The sequence below is a fragment of the Mesorhizobium sp. P2_D6 genome (genome assembly GCF_056404315.1).
In genome coordinates, this window is sequence record NZ_JBFUEG010000023.1 from 1 (window position 1) to 18604 (window position 18604).

Consider the following 18604-nt stretch of genomic DNA (forward strand, 5'->3'; position numbering starts at 1 on the left):
CGTGCAAACCTTCCGGGCCTAGCTCCCGATAGCGTCCAAGCCATTTGTAGCCGGTCTTGCGTGAGATCTCGTGGGCCGCACAAAGCGCCACCATCGTCTCATCTCCAGAAAGACACTCCACAACAAACCGAAGCCGCTCGTCCATGATGCCAGTCTCTCGCCAAACCATCGCCGGTTCCTCCGGCGGACAAGAAAACTGTCACCCATGCTATCGGTCCATTCTGTTACCTATCTATCCGGTTCGGACATCAGCCCTTTCTCCCCGTCACTATACGGGGAGAAATGCCCGGCAGGGCAATGAGGGGCCGCGCCGCCATCGGGAATTGTTCGATCACAATCCCAGCCGCTCGACCTCTTCCTTCCTCACCTTCAAATCATAGTCGAGCAGAAACTCATCCAATTGCGGCGGCGCGACCGAGGTGCCGGACAGCATCGCGTGCACCTGGCCGCGATGGTGGATGTCGTGCAGGAAGACATGAGCGAGGATATCGCCGATCTTTTCGGGGATCATGCCGTCCTCGCGGCGGTCGGTGATGACGCGACGGTCGAGATCGTCTGCCGACAGCCCGTCGCAAAAGGCGATCAGGCGCCCGTCGGCCGCAGCTTGGGCGGCAAACAGCGCCTGCGGCTCATCGAACGGCACGTAGTCGTCATAGACGGCAGCACCGACGCCGCCCTCTTCCAGGAAATCGAGATAGAGTTGGTCGACCGCGAGGATGTGGTTGAGCGTCGCCTTGATCGACGGAAAAAAGCTGGTGCGTTCGGCTTCGAATTCGCCGGGCTTCAGCGCAAGCACGGCGCGGTAGAGTCGATCGTTCGACCAGAGATTGTTGCCGGCCATGCGGCGCAGATGATCGAGCAAGGTCACGAGTTCATTCGTCTGACCAGGCCAATGCCCGCCGCCATGACCGCGAAGCCGGCGACAACGATCAGCAAAAGCCGGTTCATACGCCGGCGCATGGCCTGCGTTTCCTCGTCACGTGCCACATTGGTGTTGGTGATGGTGTGGAACATCATCGCCTTGCGCGGGTAGCCGCTGCGGTTGGTCAGATCGGGCGAGCGCGCCTCGATGCGGTAGCTCAGCCGGATCGCCTGGATGGACACCACCAGAATTCCAAGCGCCCAGACGCCGGCCAGCAGATAGAACGCCTCCCCCGTCACTCCACACCCCCGCTATTGCTCGTATTTCTCGACCTTCTGCTCGATGGCGCCGAAGATCGAGTTTCCGCTTCTGTTCTTCATTTCGATGCGCACCGTGTCGCCGAAACGCAGGAATGGCGTTTTGGGCTCGCCTGATTCAATAGTCTCGATCATGCGCAATTCGGCAATGCAGGAATAGCCGGCGCCGCCTGCCGACACCGGCTTGCCCGGGCCGCCATCCAACTTGTTGGAGACGGTGCCGGAACCGATGATGGTGCCTGCTATCAGCGGCCGTGTCTTTGCGGCATGAGCGATCAGCGCCGGGAAATCGAAGGTCATGTCGACGCCGGCATTGGCGCGGCCGAACGGTTTGCCGTTGAGGTCGGCGAGCAGCGGCAGGCTGACCTTGCCGCCATCCCAGGCATCACCTAGTTCGTCCGGCGTTACCGCCACCGGCGAAAAGGCCGAGGACGGCTTTGACTGGAAGAAGCCGAACCCCTTGGCGAGTTCGGGCCCGGTGAGCGCGCGAAGCGTCACGTCATTGACCAGCATCACCAGCCGGATCGCGGCGCGTGCCCGGTCGAGGCTGGCGCCCATCGGCACGTCGTCGACGATGACGGCGACCTCCGCCTCCATATCGATGCCGAAGGCCTCATCGGCCATACGGATCGGTTCGCGCGGCGCGTTGAAAGAATCCGAGCCACCCTGGTAGATCAGCGGATCGGTCCAGAAGCTTGCCGGCATGTCGGCGCCGCGCGCTTTGCGCACCAGCTCGACATGGTTCACATAGGCCGAACCGTCGGCCCATTGATAGGCGCGCGGCAGCGGCGAATGGGCGTCATGCTCGTGGAAGCGCGCCGACGGCACCGCATTGTTTTCCAGCGATTCGGCGATGGTCGCCAGATGCGGCGAAATCCGCTGCCAGTCGTCGAGCGCTGCCTGCAGCGTGCGCGCCAGGAACGAGGCGTCGGTGAAGCGCGTCAGGTCGCGCGAGACGACGACGAGCTTTCCGTCGCGCGTCCCGTCCTTCAATGTGGCAAGCTTCATGCGGTTTCCTCTCCTGATGCGGCTTTGGCGCCGTCTACGTTCACAACAAGGCCGTCGCGGGCAATCGTCAAGTCACCCACCCACGATTTCCTGACAGCGGCCTCCCAATCGATCTCCACGATCGCGGGATCGTCGGCCGGAATGAGGTGATTGAGCACCAGCCTTTCTACCGCAGCTTCAGTGGCGATGCGCCCGGCTTCCTCGGCAAAGGAGTGGCTGGCAAGCAGGTGTTCCCTGAGCCGCACGCCGTTGCCAGTCCTGGCGACCAGCCGCTCGATGCCCTCCTCGAGCATGGCTTCATGGACGAGGATGTCGGCATTTTTGGCAAAACCGGCGAGCGGCGGAAAGAAGGCAGTGTCGGACGAGAACACGACGCTTTTGCCATCATGGTCGAAACGCAGCGCAAAACAGTCGGTCACCGGCGGATGATCGACGCGCAGCGCCGAGACCTTGAGGCCGCGCTGCGCAAGAATCTCGCCTTCGCCGAACTCGGCGATCGAAACCAGCTCGCGAATGTCCGGCCTGCCTTCGTCGACGATGCGGATCTCGATGTCGAACTCCATCGCCTGGCAGAAGCGGCGCCAGTAATGGCCGGTGCCGGGCGGCCCGAACATTGTCACCGGACTGGCCAGACCGGCCGTCCAGGCGGTGTGCAGCAGCGGCCCCAGTTCCAGCACATGGTCGGAATGCAGATGGGTGATGAAGATCAGGTCGAGCGTCTTCAGGCTGACGCCGGCATCGACCAGGCCACGCGTGACGCCGAGTCCGCAATCGACGACGATGGTTCGCCCACCGAGTTCCAGCAGCGACGAGCTCGGCCATGGCCCGCCCGGCCGCAGCGCCGGGCCGCCCTTGGAACCGAGACACACCAGCCGGTCGCTCATAGGGCGAGCCTCAAGACCAGTCGCCCTCCGGCGTGCCGTTGAAACGCTTCTTCAGATCGGACCAGCAGTCGATGTAATTGTCCTGTCTTGTTTCCAGCTCGGCGCCGTAGCGGGTCAGCATCTGCGGGAATCGGGTCTCGAACATGAACGCCATGGTGTTGTCGAGCTTGACCGGTTTCAGTTCGACACGCGAGGCCTTTTCGAAGCCAGGCGCATCAGGGCCGTGGGCCAGCATCAGATTGTGCAGGCTGATGCCGCCGGGCACGAAACCTTCCTCCTTGGCGTCGTACTGGCCGTGGATCAGGCCCATGAACTCGCTCATGATGTTGCGGTGATACCAGGGCGGCCGGAACGTGTCCTCCGCCACCAGCCAGCGCGGTGGGAAGATGACGAAGTCGATGTTGGCGGTGCCCTCCTCGCCGCTCGGCGCCGTCAGCACGGTGAAGATCGACGGGTCCGGGTGGTCGAACAGGATGGCGCCGACGGGCGAAAACGTCGCCAGATCATATTTATAGGGCGCATAGTTGCCGTGCCAGGCGACGACGTCGAGCGGCGAATGGCCGATCTCGGTGACATGGAAATTGCCGCACCATTTCACCGTCAGCCGGCACGGTGTCTCCTTCTCCTCGAACCAGGCGCAGGGCGTCTTGAAGTCGCGCGGATTTGCCAGGCAATTGGCGCCGATCGGGCCGCGGTCGGGCATGGTCAGCTTGGCACCATAATTCTCGCAGAGATAGCCGCGCACTTCGGCGTCAACCAGTTCGACCTTGAAGACCAGCCCGCGCGGCAGCACGGCGATCTCGCCGGGCCGAAGCTCGATGACGCCCATCTCGGTGACGAAGCGCAAGGCGCCGACCTGCGGCACGACGAGCAATTCGCCATCGGCGTTGAAGAAATGGTCGTCGACCATCGAACGGTTGGCAACATAGACATGCGCCGCCATGCCGCTCTGCCCCAGCACATCGCCGGCGGTGGTGATTGAGCGCATGCCCTGAATGAAATCGGTCGGCTCCTTCGGCATCGGAACCGGGTTCCAGCGGTACTGGCCGAGCGCCAACTCGTGGTCGCCGACATTGGGAGCGGTCTTCCACAGGGGATAGCTGGCCGCCTTGAAACGCCCGGTGTGCTTGACGCTCGGCCGGATGCGGTAGAGCCACGAGCGCTCATTGGTGCCGCGCGGCGCTGTGAAGGGCGAGCCGGAAAGCTGTTCGGCGTAGAGGCCGTAAGCCGGCCGCTGCGGGGAATTGCGCCCCTGCGGCAGCGAGCCGGGCAAGGTTTCGGTCTCAAAATCATTGCCGAAGCCCGGCATGTAGGAAAAGGCCATCCGATCCTCCCTGATCCCGGCCTCGCGAAACGCTGCTTGCCGGCACTGTTGACCAAACTGGTTTCATTTGTAACCATTGAAAATGTAACTATCAACGGCAAACGCATCCACGGTGCGCAGATGGAACCTGAGATCCTGGAACTCGAAAGCTTCCTGCCCTACCGGCTTTACCGGCTTGCCGATGCCGTCAGCCGCGAATTTTCAAAAATCTACCGCGACCGTCACGGCCTGACGCGACCGGAATGGCGCACGCTTTCAGGGCTTGGACAGCGTGGCACCATGACCGCGACGGCGCTCGGTGAGCAGTCGGCCATGCACAAGACCAAGGTTTCGCGGGCGGTGGCCGAACTGGAGCGGCGGCGCTGGCTGACACGCACGCCGGACGAGAACGATCGACGCGTGGAGCATCTGACGCTGACCAAAACGGGGCTGGCCGCCTATCGCGAGATGGTGCCGCTGGCGAAGGCGTTTGAACGCGAGCTTTTGGCTAGGCTCAGCGCGGCGGAACGAGCGGCGATTGTGAACGGCGTGGCGGCGCTGGAGACGGCGTTGTCCGTTCCGTAGCGATCCTTCACACCCCCCTCTGTCCTGCCGGACATCTCCCCCGCAAGGGGGGAGATCAGATGTCACGAAGGCTTTCGCCAATCTCGGACGTTGCAGAAATCAACAAAACGAAGAAGCTGCTAATCTCCCTCCTTGCGGGGGAGATGGCCGGCAGGCCAGAGGGGGGTGCCGTCCCTCCATCGTCTCCAATAGGAGGCGCGACTCTGCCCGCCTACCAATCCATCACCACCTTGCCAGAACTGCCGCTCCTCATCGCATCAAACCCCGTCTGGAAATCGTCGATGCCGATCCGATGGGTGATCAGGCCCGACACGTCCAACGGGCCCTGCACCAAGGCGATCATCTTGTACCAGGTCTCGAACATCTCGCGGCCGTAGATGCCCTTGAGGTGCAGCATCTTGAAGATGACCTTGTTCCAGTCGATCTCGAAGCCGGTCGGCGCGATGCCCAGAATGGCGATCTTGCCGCCATTGTTCATGGTATCGATCATGTCGCGGAAGGCGGGCGCGGCGCCCGACATTTCGAGACCGACGTCAAACCCCTCGGTCATGCCGAGCGCGGGCATGACATCCCTAAGCTTCTCCTTCGATGCATCGACGACATGTTGGACGCCGAGCTTTTTGGCCAGCGCCAGCCGGACCGGATTGATGTCGGTGATGACGACTTTTCTGGCACCGACGCATTGCGCCACCAGCGCGCCCATGATGCCGATCGGCCCGGCGCCGGTGACCAGCACGTCCTCGCCGACCAGATCGAAGGACAGAGCGGTATGCACGGCATTGCCCAGTGGATCGAAGATGGCGGCGATCTCGTCGGGCACATCGTCGGGGATGGGCACGACATTGTGCTGCGGGATCGCGAGATATTCGCCGAAGGCGCCGGGACGGTTGACGCCGACACCGAGCGTGTTGCGGCAGAGGTGGCCCCTGCCCGCGCGGCAGTTGCGACAATGGCCGCAGACGATGTGGCCTTCACCGGAGACGCGCTGGCCGACCTTGTATTCGGTGACCGCGGCGCCGAAATCGGCGACCGTGCCGACGAATTCATGGCCGGTCACCATCGGCACCGGCACGGTCTTCTGCGCCCACTGGTCCCAATTGTAGATGTGGACGTCGGTGCCACAGATCGCCGTCTTCTTGACCTTGATCAGCACGTCGTTGGGGCCGATCTCCGGCACCGGCACCTCTTCCATCCAGATGCCCGGTTCGGCCTTGGCCTTCACCAGCGCCTTCATCATGTTCGACATTCTTTTGTCCCTTGAATCCTTTGATCCGGAATCGCTTTTGGCGGCTCAGGAAATGACGCCCAGTTCCCGGCCGACCGCCGCGAATGCCGCCACGGCGCGGTCGATATCAGCGCTGGAATGCGCCGCCGACATTTGCGTGCGGATGCGCGCCTGGCCTTTCGGCACCACCGGGAAGGAAAAGCCGATGACATAGATGCCGCGCTTCAGCATGCGCTGTGCCATCTCCTGCGCCAGGCTGGCATCGCCCAGCATCACCGGGATGATAGGATGATCAGCACCGGCAAGCGTGAAGCCGAGCTTGCCCATTTCGGACCTGAACCGCGCCGCATTGGCATATAGGCGCTCGCGTAAGGCGTCGCCATTGCGGATCAGCTCGAACACCTTGATCGAAGCGCCGGCGATCGCCGGCATCAGCGTGTTGGAAAAGAGATAGGGCCGCGAACGCTGGCGCAGCCAGTCGACCACTTGGCTTTTGCCGGAGGTGTAGCCACCGGAGGCACCGCCCAGCGCCTTGCCGAGCGTGCCGGTGATGATGTCCACCCTGCCCTCGACGCCGCAATATTCGGCCGAGCCGCGGCCGTTTTTGCCGACGAAGCCGACCGCGTGGCTGTCATCGACCATAACCATGGCGTCGTACTTTTCCGCGAGATCGCAGACGCCCCTCAGATTGGCGATGATGCCGTCCATGGAGAACACGCCGTCGGTGGCGATCAGCCGGAAGCGGCAGTCCTTCGCTTCCTTCAACCGGGCTTCGAGGTCGGCCATGTCGTTGTTGGCGTAGCGGAAGCGCTTGGCCTTCGACAGCCGCACTCCGTCGATGATCGAAGCATGGTTGAGCGCATCGGAGATGATCGCATCCTCCTCGCCGAGCAGCGTTTCGAACAGGCCGCCATTGGCGTCGAAGCACGAGCCGTAAAGGATGGTGTCGTCCAGGCCGAGGAAGGAAGAAATCGTCGCCTCAAGCTGCTTGTGCTCTTCCTGCGTGCCGCAGATAAAGCGCACCGAAGCCATGCCGTAGCCGTAGCGGTCGAGCGCGCCTTTGGCTGCCGTGCGCAATTCGGCGCTGTCGGCGAGGCCGAGATAGTTGTTGGCGCAGAAGTTCAGCACCTTCTCGCCGCCGACCTCGATCTCGGCCGACTGCGTCGAGGTGATCACCCGCTCGGATTTGTAGAGCCCGGCCGATTTCAACCCTTGCAGTTCATTGTCGATATGGGAGAGGAATGCCGCGCTCATGATCAGGTCCTATTGAGATTGGCGGCGACTGTCGCGCCCCGTGAATGAAAAATCCACCGTAAATGCGACCGCTTCGGTGGCGCGGCAAGCTCAACCTTGGCGCGATCCGATCGCAAAACCAGCATGTTGGAGTAGCAGGTGTGCAAATATGGCCATGCCGCGAAAGAACATGATAACCATTTCGGCAGCTTTCATTGACTGCTGAAGCAACAATTCCGCCGGCTTCGAGACCTGTTAACCCTTTCAAGCCAATGGTCTTCTCGCCATGAATCCGTGGCGGAAATCCGTTCGACCGAGGGGTCACTTAGAATATGTCGCAGCAGCCGGTGCAAACCATCTCGGGGAAACTCATCCTGCTGATCAAGACCGGCTACTGGCTGGCGCTGCTGATCATCGCAGCCATGGTGATGGCCTCCTTCATCCTGCTGCAGCAGATGATGGCGGCCCAGCAGCACAACCATACTCTGCTCGATATCGTCAGCACCCAGAAGGCGCTGTCGCAGCGCATCGTCTTCCTGGCAAGTGCAACCGGCTCCGCCTCGCGCGACAAGCAGCCGGCCCTGGTTTCTGCGCTGAAGCAGGCGACCACCGAGTTCGAGACAAATTACGATCTGCTGCTCGAGCAGACCGGGGCCGATCCCAAGTCGCCGGCACGGTCCGATCCGAAATCGATCGAGAACGTGTTGTTCGCCAAGCCGTTCCACCTCGACTATTTCTCGGTCGGGCTGATCGCTAACGGCCAAAGGCTGATCTCGTCCTTCGAGTCCCAGCTCTCCGGCAACGCCGCCTACAAGGGCGGCGGCGAGCGCGTTAACCTCGACGCCTCGGTCGCCAATGCGACGCTGTCGGGCTATGCAGCCCTTGGTCAGCGCATCAACGCCTTCGCCGACGAACGGTCGGAAAAGTTGCTCGATCTGCACCGCACATTGTTCTACGCCACCATCGGCGTCATCGTTCTGGTCGCACTTTTCATCTTTCGGCCAATGTCGAAGGCGATCCTGCGCAAGACGCACGAGCTTGTCGACGCCCGCAATTCGATGGCCTTCATCGCCGTGCATGACGGGCTGACCGGCCTGCACAACCGCACCTTCCTGACCGACCACTTCGAAACGCTGATCAAGGGCGCGCATCGCCGGCGTGAAAGGCTGGCGGTGATCCAGCTCGATCTCGACCGGTTCAAGCAGATCAACGACACGCTCGGCCACGCCGCCGGCGACTATGTGCTGGTGGTCACCGCGCAGCGCATGCGCGATTCCTGTCGCGCCTCGGATCTGTGCGCGCGTCTTGGCGGCGACGAATTCGTGATGATCCTCAATGGCGCCGGCGGCACCGAGGACATCAACATGCTGGCCAGGCGCATCCTCGAGCAGATCAACGAGCCGATCATGTTCCAGGGCACGACCGTCCTTCCGGGCGCCAGCGCCGGCATTGCCGTCTATCCCATCGACGCCGACAATGCGGCGGATCTGCTCGTGCATGCCGACCTCGCGCTCTATTCCGCCAAGAAGCTTGGCGGCGGCAGCTTCTCGTTCTTCTCCGAGGAGCTCAGGCGCGAGCTCGATTACCGCAAGCAGCTCGAGCACGACATCAGGGTCGCCATCTCTGAGAATGCCTTCCAGGTCTATTTCCAGCCGCAGGTGTCGCTGACCAACGGCGCCATCAGCGGCATCGAGGCGCTGGTGCGCTGGAAACATGCCGAGCGCGGCATGATCTCGCCGGGCGAGTTCATTCCCGTCGCCGAAAAATGCGGCTTCATGCCCGAGATCGGCCGCATCGTCTTTGCCAAGGCGATCGAGCAGGCAGCCGAATGGGACCGCGCCGGCATTGCCTTCGGGCGGCTTGCCGTCAACGTGTCGGGCACCGAACTGCGCGAACCCGACTTCGACCGCTTCCTGTTCGCGACGCTGGAGAAGGCTGGGCTGTCGCCCGACAAACTGTCGCTGGAGATCGTCGAATCCGTCATTCTCGACGACGAGAAGACCGGCATCGCGGCCAAGCTGCGCCACATCCGAGCCGCCGGCGTTCATCTCGAACTCGACGATTTCGGCACCGGCTATGCCTCGCTCAGCCATGTCAACCCGAACGAGATCGACCGGTTGAAGATCGATCGCCGCTTCGTCCAGAACATCAACGAGAATGGCGACAACACCAAGATCGTGCGCGCCATCACCGAGCTGGCGCGCGGCCTCGGCATCTCGATCGTCGCCGAGGGTGCGGAAACCGAGGCCGAACTCGATTCGCTGATGGCGATCGGCTGCGACCAGGTGCAGGGCTATTCCATCGCCTTCCCGATGCCGCAGGACAAGGCACGCGAATGGCTGCTGGCGCGCAGCCCGAAGAAAGCCAAGCTGAAGGTGCTGCAGGGCAATTTAGCCTAGACTATTGCCACACCGGTGCCGGTCATTTGGCGGGCGCGGCATTGGCCCGCAACACCGCCAGCACCTCGGCGAACTCCGCCAGCCGGTCGTCCGGTAATCCGGTGCGCAGCCGCTTGTCGAAAACGAGAGCCGCCGCGCGCAGTTTCACGAACATTGCCTCGCCTGCTGCGGTCAGCTCGACCAGATGAACCCGGCGGTTTTCGGGATCGCGGCGGCGCGTCAGCAGACCTTGCGCCTCCATGGCATTGAGATGGTGGGTGAGCGTGGCGCCCTGGATGCCGATCATGCCGGCAAGCTCGCGCTGATTGGCAAGCTCGCTCGACTTGACCGAAAGCAAGGTCAGCCACACCGGCAGCGTGCCGCCGGCCTCGACCAAAGCGGCGTCAAAAGCTTGCGCTACCAGCTTGGATGTACGCGCGAGATTCATGCCGACGGGCGGGTGGTCAAAGGGAGTCATGAGCCGACAGTAGAACAAGGCACCGAGCGAGGGAACGCAGCATTATTCATTGACATCGAATCATTCGATGTCTAACTATATCACCTGTCGTTGCTAACGTTATCCGCGTCGCCTTGAGCCGGACCGAGGGCCAGTTTTGGCGACGTTCATTGGCGGTGGGGCAAGGAGGAACCATGCAATATGTCTACATCGTCATTATCGGCCTTCATGTCATGGCCGGCGTGTTCTGGGCCGGCACCACCATCACGCTGGCCCGCGATCCCGAGATCAAGGCGGAGCGCTTCATTCATCCGCAGATGGGCGCGGCCGGCGTAGTATTCCTGACGGGCGCGCTGCTTTGGTATTTCTTCCATGGCGCCTATTTCGGCTCGATGGAAATGGTGCTGGCGCTGGGCATCCTTGCCGCCTGTGCCGCAGCCGGCGTTCTCAGCGCTGTGGTTCACAAGACCAGCCGGCAGCTTGCCGGGGCGGACGCCGCCAAGGAAACGGCGCTGCGCGCCAAAATGGCTGGCGGCGAGCGGGTCGCCGCGTGGCTGCTGGTGCTCACCGTCCTGTGCATGGCCACCGCCAGGATGATTTGAGCCCTGCCGCGCCACGTCAGCTTGAAGCTTTCCGCATCGCATGTCGCTTGGCTCCAGGCCGGCGACGTGCGCGGCGCGCAGATCGAACCGATGTGCAAGGTGGCTCTCCGCACAGAGGCTCGACTGCGCGCCAACAGCCGGGCCGGGAATGGGCTCAGATCCGCAAGCCGAACCTGATGCCGTCATAGATGGCCGCGTGGATGTTGCGCGAGGCGACGGCATCGCCGATGCGCAACAGCACGAAGCTGCCCTGCGGGTTGCGCTGCGGAAAAATGTCGCCGCCGCCGACGAGCCGCTCGTAGTCGATCGCGCCACCGTTTTTCGACAGCGGCTTCAGCGCGAGATAAAGATCGTCGAGCGGGGCTGTGCCATGTTCGACCACCACCTGGTCGACCCGCCTTTCGCCGCGCCAGCCATCGGCAAAGTCGGAGGCCAGTTCGGCGACCAGTTGATTGCCCTCTCGCCGCACCGAGCGCAGCCTGGTGTTGATGGTTATGATGACGCCCTTTTCCTGGAAGGCGCGCATATAGGGCACGTGGTTCATGCCGCCCATTTCCGGGGCGAAGAACCGCTCCGGCGAGACGAGTTCGAGTTTCGAGCCGGCATTGGCGATCAGCTCCGCCGCGCCCATGCCCTGGTGACCGCCATTGTCGTCAAAGAGCAGCACGTTCTCCGCCGGCTTGACGCTGCCGGCCATGATGTCCCAGCTCGAGGTCACGAGATTATCGCCTGATGTCAGCGGCGGGTTCTGCGGCAGGCCGCCAGTAGCGATCACCACCACATCGGGCGACAGCGCCAGCACATCGTCCTGCTCGGCCCATTTATCGTAGCGGATCTCGACGCCGAGCCGGTCGAGTTCGGCCAGCCGCCAGTCGATGATGCCGATCAGCTCCTTGCGGCGCGGGTTCTGCGTCGCCAGCCGAACCTGCCCGCCGGCCTGAGCGGAGGCTTCGAGCACCGTGACGTCATGGCCGCGTTCGGCCATGACGCGGGCAGCCTCCAGCCCACCTGCCCCCGCGCCGACGACGACGACTTTCCGCTTCGGCCCTTCGGTCTTGACGATGATGTGTGGAATTTCGGCCTCGCGGCCGGTCGCTGCATTGTGGATGCACAGCGCCTCGCCGCCCTCATAAATTCGGTCGAGGCAATAGGTGGCGCCGACGCAAGGGCGGATCTCGTGCTCGCGGCCTTCCATGACCTTTTTGATGATGTGCGGATCGGCGATGTGGGCGCGGGTCATGCCGACCATGTCGAGTTTTCCCGTCGCTATGGCATGGCGCGCGGTGGCGACGTCGGAAATCCGCGCCGCGTGGAAGGTCGGGAATTTCGTCGCCGCCCTCACCTCGCCGGCGAAATCGAGATGAGGCGAAGAGCGCATGCCGGTCACCGGGATGACCTTGGTCAGTGCCGCATCGGTCTCGATCGAGCCGCGGATGATGTTGAGGAAGTCGACCTTGCCGGAGCCGGCGAGCCGCCTGGCGATCTCGATGCCCTCCGCTTTCGACAGGCCCTTTTCGAAATCCTCGTCGGCGACCATGCGGATGCCGACGACGAATTTTTCGCCGACCGCAGCCCGCACCGCATCCAGCACCAAGTCGGTGAAGCGCAGCCGGTTGTCGAGCGAACCGCCGAACTCGTCGTCGCGGTGGTTGGTGGCCGGCGACCAGAAACCGTCCATCAGATGGCCGTAGGATTCGAACTCGATTCCGTCGAGGCCGGCCGCCTGGCAGCGCTGGGCGGCCGACGCATAGTCGGCGACGATGCGCTCGATGTCCCAGTCCTCGATGGTTTTTGGAAAAGCGCGATGCGCCGGCTCGCGCACCGGCGAAGCTGACAGCACCGGCAGCCAGTCGGCCTTGTTCCAACCGGTGCGGCGGCCAAGGTGGGTGATCTGGATCATCACCTTGCAGTCATGCTCATGGCAGGCGTCGGCAAGCTCGGCCAGCCACGGCACGATGCGGTCGTCGTAGACATGCAGATTGCCGAAGGCGGCCGGGCTGTCGCGCGAGACGATGGCCGAGCCCGCCGTCATGGTCAGCGCCATGCCGCCCTTGGCCTTCTCGGCATGGTAAAGCCGATAGCGCTGTTTCGGCATGCCGTCCTCGGAATAGGCCGGCTCATGGCTGGTCGACATCACCCGGTTCTTCAGCATCAGGTGCTTGAGCTGATAGGGCTGGAGAAGCGGATCGTTGGAGGTCATCGTCTTCCTGCATTTTCATTTTGTGTCGGAGCAGCATGCGCTGCTCCAGTTCTTATTTTAAGCATCGGATTTATCCGAAAACCGCTGCACATTTTTCGGTCCGATGCTAATGAGCGCGGAAAATCCAAGGACAACCGCTTATGATCGATACCAAAACCCTTACCCAGCTCGGCGCGCACGTCGAGACGCCACAGAGCCCCGAAACTGCGGTCCTCGAGACCGTGCCGTTCCAGCGCGGCGACGGGCCGCCGGCAATCGTGCGCTTCACCTGTCCGGAATTCACCTCGCTCTGCCCGGTCACCGGCCAGCCGGACTTTGCCCATATCGTCATCGACTACGCACCCGATGCCGCCCTGGTGGAATCGAAGTCGCTCAAACTGTTCATGACCTCGTTTCGCAACCATGGCGCTTTCCATGAAGACTGCACGGTGATGATCGGCCGCCGCATTGTGGCGGCGACCAAGCCGCTGTGGTTGCGCATAGGCGGCTATTGGTATCCGCGCGGCGGCATTCCGATCGATGTCTTCTGGCAGACGGGGGCGCCGCCTGAAGGCGCCTGGCTGCCCGACACCGGTGTAGCGCCCTATCGCGGAAGGGGCTGAACTCGTCTCTCATTCGCACTGATACTGGCTGAGCGCCCATTCGCCGGTCACCGAGAGCAGGTCGGATATCTTCCAGGCGCCGTCGACCTTCTTCAGTTTCCACTCCAGCCGATGCTGATTGCCTTCGACGACGAAGGCGACCACCACCTTGGCCTGATCACCATTGACGGCCTCGATGCTCTTCAGGCTCTTGTCGATTGCAAGCTTGTCGTAATCGGCATTGTCGAGCGCCATGTTGGGGTCGAGACATTCGCCCTGCCCCGACGCCCGCAGCGCATCGCTCTTGTCGAGCACGGTCTTGGCCGGATCGACGAAGTTCTTGCGCTGGCTCGGATCGAGCTCCAGCCCGAGATGTTCGTAGAACGGCTTGACGACTGCCGTCGGCGAGCCCGGCAGGACGGGCGCTGCTGGCTCGGATGGCGGCCATGCCAGGGGTGGCGTTGTCGGCTCCACCGCAACCCCGGGTGGATTTGCAGGCGGTGTGCCGCCCGGCACTGTCTCAGCCGGGGCATTTGCGGGTGGCGGACCCAGCAGCCCTTGAGCGGCGGCGCCGCTCATACCCACCGCCAGCAGGCACAGGGTGGGCAGCGCCAGGGCGAGACGGCGGAACACTGGATCACTCCGGCGCTTTGTCGGGCATGCATTCGAGCGCGCTCAGCGTCCAGTTGCTGGTCTTCGAAGTGATGTCGGCGATCTTCCATTTGCCGTCGATTTTCTTCAACGACCACAGCATTTCGCGTTTGGACTCATCGCCTTCCACAAAAAGGCTGAACGTCGCCGTCACCTCGGCTGTATCGCCGTTGACGGACTCGGCCAGCTTCAATGTCTTGGCAATCGTCTTCTGGTCGAAATCCTGGGCGTCGAGGCCGGGATCGAAGTCGAGGCAGGCGACCTCATCGGGCTTGTTCTTCTGCGCCTGGTCGTTGAGATCGAAGAGTTTCGTCACCGGCTCGGTGAAGCGGTCGCGGTATTTGGCGTCCCCTTCGAATTTCACTTCAGGGACATAAAAGAACTTCACGGCGTTCGAAGCCGGCCCGGCCAGCGCTGCGGCGGGCAAGGCAATCGAAAGGGCAGCGGCCAGCACTATCGGTCTCATGCAGGAATCTCCGGATGTTCGGCGGCAAGGTGCTAATACCACACATCCTGCATATCGGCTTTTTTGCGGCTCATGAAGTCCCGGAGCGCCAGCCTCAGATGCCCCACCAGATGTTCTGGAGGTTCGTGATTGCCGACGATACTGGCCTGATACAATCGCCGCGACCATCACAGGATCCTCAGCCTCCGAAAATCGCGACCGGCGCTTTGAGTTGGGAGCGCTCAGGCTTGACACCGAGCCCTGGCATCTGCGGGACGCGTATATGTCCGTTTTCGATGACGATGGGGTTCACCGGGTCGGTATGCCCTTCGATGTATTCCTGCGCGATCCAGGCGCCCTCAAAACGTCTCGGCTCGACGGTGGCAGCGAGGTGCACGCATGCCGCGGCGATGACGTCCCCTCCCCAGGAATCGTCGCAGCTATGCGGAAGAGATCGTATCGCACACAGGTCGCGGACCGTGGCCATCCTGGTGAGGCCGCCAAGGCGGGTGACCTTCAACCCGAATCCGTCCGCGACACCTGAAGACACTGCCCGCAGGACCGCGTTCAAATCCTCGGCATTCTCATCGAGATAGATCGGATGGGTCACGCGTCCCTTAAGGCTCGCGACTTCCTCAATAGTGTTGCAAGGCTGTTCGAACACGAACGGGATTGCCTGGCAAAGCCGATCGATGTGCAGCGCAGCCGCGGTGGTGAGGCCACGATTGGCGTCGACGGCCATCCGGGCCTTGAAGCCAACCGCTTCCCATACCTTGTGCACGGTGGCGACGTCCTGTTCGATATCCCGTCCGCCGATCTTGATCTGAAGCCGAGGGTAGCCGGCCTTGACCTTGTCGACGGCAATACGCGCCGTCTCGTCCGGCGCTCCGACGATAGTCGAGTAGTAGGACGGCACACGATCGGTGAGCGCACCGCCCAGCAGTGTTGAAACCGGAACGCCCAGCCGCTGGCCGGTGAGGTCGAGGAGAGCGATGTCCAAGGCCGCCTTGGCATAGTTGTGACCGTTCAGCCGCTCGTCCATTGTTTTCGCGAGGCGGCGCATGGACGTGGTGTCCTCACCGACGAGCCCGGGCGCAATTTCGGCAATTGCCGCTCTCGCGCCCAGAGCATGTTGGGGCTGATAGACAGGGCCGACCGGGCAGGTCTCACCCCAGCCTGAAAGCCCGTCCTCGGTGGTCACTTCAACGAGCGTGCTGTCCAGATCCTGCACGGTATCGCTGGCCATCCGGTAGGCACCGCCTTTGACAGGCAGAAGCACTTGATAGACTTTGATCGTCGCGATACGCATACCAACCTTAGCCCCCTTCGAGCCAAGCGATCCCGGCCATCCTGCCATCCCGGTGCATGACGGCGCTCTCGGTCACAATCTCGGATCGAACTGCTGTGCTGAAGCGCGCACGTTGTGCTTGCGCTTCATGAAGTCTTTGGCGGTCTCGACCGCCACTGCCGCGTCGCGGCAATAGGCGTCGGCGCCGACGGCCCTGCCGAATTCCTCGTTGAGCGGCGCACCGCCGACCAGCACGACGTAGTCGTCGCGAATGCCCTTTTCCTTCATCGTGTCGATGACGACCTTCATATAGGGCATGGTCGTGGTCAAAAGCGCCGACATGCCGATGATGTCGGGCTGATGCTGCTCGATGGCGTCGAGATATTTCTCGACCGCATTGTTGATGCCGAGGTCGATGACGTCGAAGCCAGCGCCTTCCATCATCATGCCGACGAGGTTCTTGCCGATGTCGTGAATGTCGCCCTTGACGGTGCCGATCACCATCTTGCCCTGCTTGGGTGCGCCGGTGGCGGCGAGCAGCGGGCGCAGGATGAACATGCCGGCCTTCATGGCGTTGGCCGACAGCAGCACTTCGGGAACGAACAGGATGCCATCGCGAAAATCCTCGCCGACGATGCGCATGCCTTCGACCAGCGCCTCCGTCAGCACCTTGTAGGGCGCCCAGCCGCGCTCGAGCAGGATGTTGGTGCCTTCCTCGATCTCTTCCTTCAGCCCGTCATAGAGATCGTCGTGCATCTGCTGCACGAGCTCGTCGTCGGAAAGCTCGGAAAGGATGATCTCGTCGTCGGACATTTTGCCTGCGCCAATTGCTTGTCAGTGATTTACGGACCGCCGGCACCTTTTGTCAGGGGTGCCGGCGGCGGTTGCTTGCTAGTCTCGGGAGTTAAATCAGGTGTCGAGCCAGACGTTCTGGAAGTCCATTTCGTAAGTCTGGTGCATTCCGTAGTTCTTCACCTTCTTGCTCATGTGGCAGTAGAGCTTTTGCCAGAACGGCTGGATGATGACGCCGGAATCCTGCAGGATCTGCTCGACGTCCTTCATCACTTCCTTGCGCTTGTCAGGATCGGCCAGCGATAGCGCCTGCTTCAGCTTGGCGTCGAAGTCCGGGTTGGCATAGGCCGTTTCGTTCCAGGCCTCGCCCGAGCGATAGCCAAGCGCCAGCACCTGCACGCCGAGCGGCCGCATGTACCAGATGGTCATCGAGTACGGATACTTCGTCCAGTCGTTCCAGAAGGTCGAGCCCGGCAGCACCGTACGCTTCACCTTGATGCCGGCATCGCGCAACTGGCCGGCGATCGCATCGCCGGTGTTCTTTTGCCATTCGTCCTCGACGGTGATCAGCTCGTGCTCGAAGTCGGCCTGCCCGGCATCCGCCATCAGCTTCTTGGCGGCGGCGGCATCCCGCGTCTTCTTGGGCAGCGGATAGTATTCGGGATGGATCGGGGCGACATGGTGGTTTTCGCCGACCGTACCGCGCCCGGCGTAGCCGAGTTGCATGACGGCATCGTTGTCGACGGCCATCTGCAGCGCATTGCGCACCCGCTGGTCGTCATAGGGCTTGTGGGTGATGTTGGTGCGGGCAACGAGCGTGGTTGCCGTTGCGACCTCCGATTTCACCAGATCCATCTTGTCGAGGGCATCGATGAAGTCGGCCGGCGTTTCGAAATCGAGGTCGATCTCGCCGGATTCGAAGGCATTCAGCGTGGCATTGAAGTCGGTGCCGTAGTCGATGAACTCGACACTGTCGAGCGGCGTTTCGCCACCCCACCACTTGCCGTTCTCGCGACGCTTGACGACCGCCTTCGAACCCACCGCATAGGACACCAACTCGAAAGGACCGGTACCGATCGGCTTCTTGATCGGGTCGGCGCCATCCTTGTCGAAGTCGCGATGCACGACCAGCGCCGGATAGTCGGTCAGGCCCGGTATGATCGCGATGTCGGGTTCGCCGAGCTTCAGCTTGACCGTGAGGTCATCGACCTTGGTGATGGCGCCGTCCTTGGCCTTGCCGGTCTTTGTGTCGATCAGCGCGCCGACGCGTGCCGCCATGGAATTGCCGGAAGCACCCTTCTCGCACCAGCGGTTCAGATTGGCGACCACGTCGTCGGCGTTGAATGCATCGCCATTGTTCCAGGTGATGCCTTTGCGCAGATGCAGCGTGTATTCGGTGGCGTCGTCGTTGACGTCCCAGCTTTCGAGCAGGATCGGCTCGAAAGTGAACTGGTGCGTGTAGCGGACGAGCGGCTCCAGCCAACAACGGGTGACGTTTGCCATCTCGGTCCAGTCATAGGTGCGCGGATCCTTCTGCGCCTTGACCGACATGGCGACATGCAGCGTTCCACCCTTTTTCGGTTCATCGGCCAGGGCCTTTGTCGGCGCGGCAAGGCCGATCATGCCGTAGGCGAAAGCCGTCGATGCGCCGAAGGCGCTGGCCAGCGCCAGGAATTCGCGCCGGTCCATGCGGCCCGCACGCGTCTCTTTCGCCATTGCCTCGATAGCGCCCGGCACGCGGTCGCCATTGCTTCTGAAGAGCGTCATGTTTTCCTCCCTGGGTTGTTCCGTCA

19 protein-coding genes are annotated in these 18604 nt (G+C 62.5%); 4 read left to right on the top strand and 15 right to left on the bottom strand.

Annotation, left to right across the window (positions count from 1 at the left end; all coding sequences use genetic code 11):
* From AC1D1L_RS29835 to hmgA, 6 genes are all read right to left on the bottom strand, one after another.
* The coding region (locus tag AC1D1L_RS29835; protein WP_477339720.1) for a helix-turn-helix domain-containing protein at positions 1-169 on the bottom strand (169 nt) is incomplete at its 3' end.
* Between the two features lie 162 nt (positions 170-331).
* Positions 332-868 (bottom strand): DinB family protein, encoded by a 537-nt coding sequence (locus AC1D1L_RS29840; protein ID WP_477344926.1) that lies wholly within the window; start codon positions 866-868, stop codon positions 332-334.
* Positions 865-1161, bottom strand: coding sequence for a hypothetical protein (locus tag AC1D1L_RS29845; protein WP_477344928.1), 297 nt, complete (start codon positions 1159-1161; stop codon positions 865-867). The genes AC1D1L_RS29840 and AC1D1L_RS29845 overlap by 4 nt, the downstream gene beginning before the upstream one ends.
* Positions 1162-1173: 12 nt before the next feature.
* On the bottom strand, positions 1174-2187 hold the full coding sequence (locus AC1D1L_RS29850) for a fumarylacetoacetate hydrolase family protein (RefSeq protein ID WP_477344929.1): 1014 nt from the start codon (positions 2185-2187) through the stop codon (positions 1174-1176).
* Positions 2184-3071, bottom strand: coding sequence for an MBL fold metallo-hydrolase (locus AC1D1L_RS29855; RefSeq protein ID WP_477344931.1), 888 nt, complete (start codon positions 3069-3071; stop codon positions 2184-2186). The genes AC1D1L_RS29850 and AC1D1L_RS29855 overlap by 4 nt, the downstream gene beginning before the upstream one ends.
* 10 nt (positions 3072-3081) lie before the next feature.
* Complete coding sequence (gene hmgA / locus AC1D1L_RS29860; protein WP_477344932.1) at positions 3082-4395, bottom strand: homogentisate 1,2-dioxygenase; 1314 nt, start codon at positions 4393-4395, stop codon at positions 3082-3084.
* A 120-nt stretch (positions 4396-4515) separates the two neighbouring features.
* Here hmgA and AC1D1L_RS29865 point away from each other — a divergent pair, with 120 nt between their 5' ends.
* The gene (locus AC1D1L_RS29865; RefSeq protein WP_477344934.1) at positions 4516-4959 is read left to right on the top strand and encodes a MarR family winged helix-turn-helix transcriptional regulator; all 444 of its coding nucleotides are present in this window, start codon (positions 4516-4518) and stop codon (positions 4957-4959) included.
* Positions 4960-5170: 211 nt separating this feature from the next.
* Here AC1D1L_RS29865 and tdh read toward each other — a convergent pair whose 3' ends face one another.
* Positions 5171-6205: an L-threonine 3-dehydrogenase gene (gene tdh, locus AC1D1L_RS29870; RefSeq protein ID WP_023672918.1), complete on the bottom strand. Its 1035-nt coding sequence runs from the start codon at positions 6203-6205 to the stop codon at positions 5171-5173.
* Between the two features lie 45 nt (positions 6206-6250).
* A complete protein-coding gene (locus AC1D1L_RS29875; protein WP_477344936.1) occupies positions 6251-7438 on the bottom strand; it encodes a glycine C-acetyltransferase in 1188 nt (395 codons plus the stop codon).
* 311 nt (positions 7439-7749) lie between these two features.
* On the opposite strand from AC1D1L_RS29875, the gene AC1D1L_RS29880 reads away from it, so the two are divergent.
* The gene (locus AC1D1L_RS29880) at positions 7750-9816 is read left to right on the top strand and encodes a putative bifunctional diguanylate cyclase/phosphodiesterase (protein WP_477344938.1); all 2067 of its coding nucleotides are present in this window, start codon (positions 7750-7752) and stop codon (positions 9814-9816) included.
* Positions 9817-9838: 22 nt separating this feature from the next.
* Here the strand turns inward: AC1D1L_RS29880 and AC1D1L_RS29885 are convergent, their stop codons facing one another.
* Positions 9839-10243: a MarR family winged helix-turn-helix transcriptional regulator gene (locus AC1D1L_RS29885; RefSeq protein WP_477344940.1), complete on the bottom strand. Its 405-nt coding sequence runs from the start codon at positions 10241-10243 to the stop codon at positions 9839-9841.
* 203 nt (positions 10244-10446) lie between these two features.
* On the opposite strand from AC1D1L_RS29885, the gene AC1D1L_RS29890 reads away from it, so the two are divergent.
* Complete coding sequence (locus tag AC1D1L_RS29890) at positions 10447-10854, top strand: hypothetical protein (RefSeq protein WP_477344942.1); 408 nt, start codon at positions 10447-10449, stop codon at positions 10852-10854.
* 154 nt (positions 10855-11008) lie between these two features.
* Here AC1D1L_RS29890 and AC1D1L_RS29895 read toward each other — a convergent pair whose 3' ends face one another.
* Positions 11009-13054 carry an oxidoreductase gene (locus tag AC1D1L_RS29895; protein ID WP_477344944.1) on the bottom strand — a complete coding sequence of 682 codons (2046 nt, stop codon included), beginning with the start codon at positions 13052-13054 and terminating at the stop codon, positions 11009-11011.
* Between the two features lie 140 nt (positions 13055-13194).
* On the opposite strand from AC1D1L_RS29895, the gene queF reads away from it, so the two are divergent.
* A complete protein-coding gene (gene queF, locus AC1D1L_RS29900; RefSeq protein WP_112564976.1) occupies positions 13195-13656 on the top strand; it encodes a preQ(1) synthase in 462 nt (153 codons plus the stop codon).
* A gap of 9 nt (positions 13657-13665) precedes the next feature.
* Here queF and AC1D1L_RS29905 read toward each other — a convergent pair whose 3' ends face one another.
* From AC1D1L_RS29905 to AC1D1L_RS29925, 5 genes are all read right to left on the bottom strand, one after another.
* A complete protein-coding gene (locus AC1D1L_RS29905; RefSeq protein WP_477344946.1) occupies positions 13666-14268 on the bottom strand; it encodes a hypothetical protein in 603 nt (200 codons plus the stop codon).
* A 4-nt stretch (positions 14269-14272) separates the two neighbouring features.
* Entirely contained in the window at positions 14273-14752 is a 480-nt protein-coding gene (locus AC1D1L_RS29910; RefSeq protein ID WP_477344948.1) for a DUF3828 domain-containing protein, read from the bottom strand.
* A gap of 178 nt (positions 14753-14930) precedes the next feature.
* The gene (locus AC1D1L_RS29915) at positions 14931-16040 is read right to left on the bottom strand and encodes a mandelate racemase/muconate lactonizing enzyme family protein (RefSeq protein ID WP_477344950.1); all 1110 of its coding nucleotides are present in this window, start codon (positions 16038-16040) and stop codon (positions 14931-14933) included.
* Positions 16041-16112: 72 nt separating this feature from the next.
* Positions 16113-16832 carry a corrinoid protein gene (locus AC1D1L_RS29920; RefSeq protein WP_477344952.1) on the bottom strand — a complete coding sequence of 240 codons (720 nt, stop codon included), beginning with the start codon at positions 16830-16832 and terminating at the stop codon, positions 16113-16115.
* A 96-nt stretch (positions 16833-16928) separates the two neighbouring features.
* The gene (locus AC1D1L_RS29925; RefSeq protein ID WP_477344954.1) at positions 16929-18578 is read right to left on the bottom strand and encodes an ABC transporter substrate-binding protein; all 1650 of its coding nucleotides are present in this window, start codon (positions 18576-18578) and stop codon (positions 16929-16931) included.
* Positions 18579-18604 lie beyond the last annotated feature (26 nt).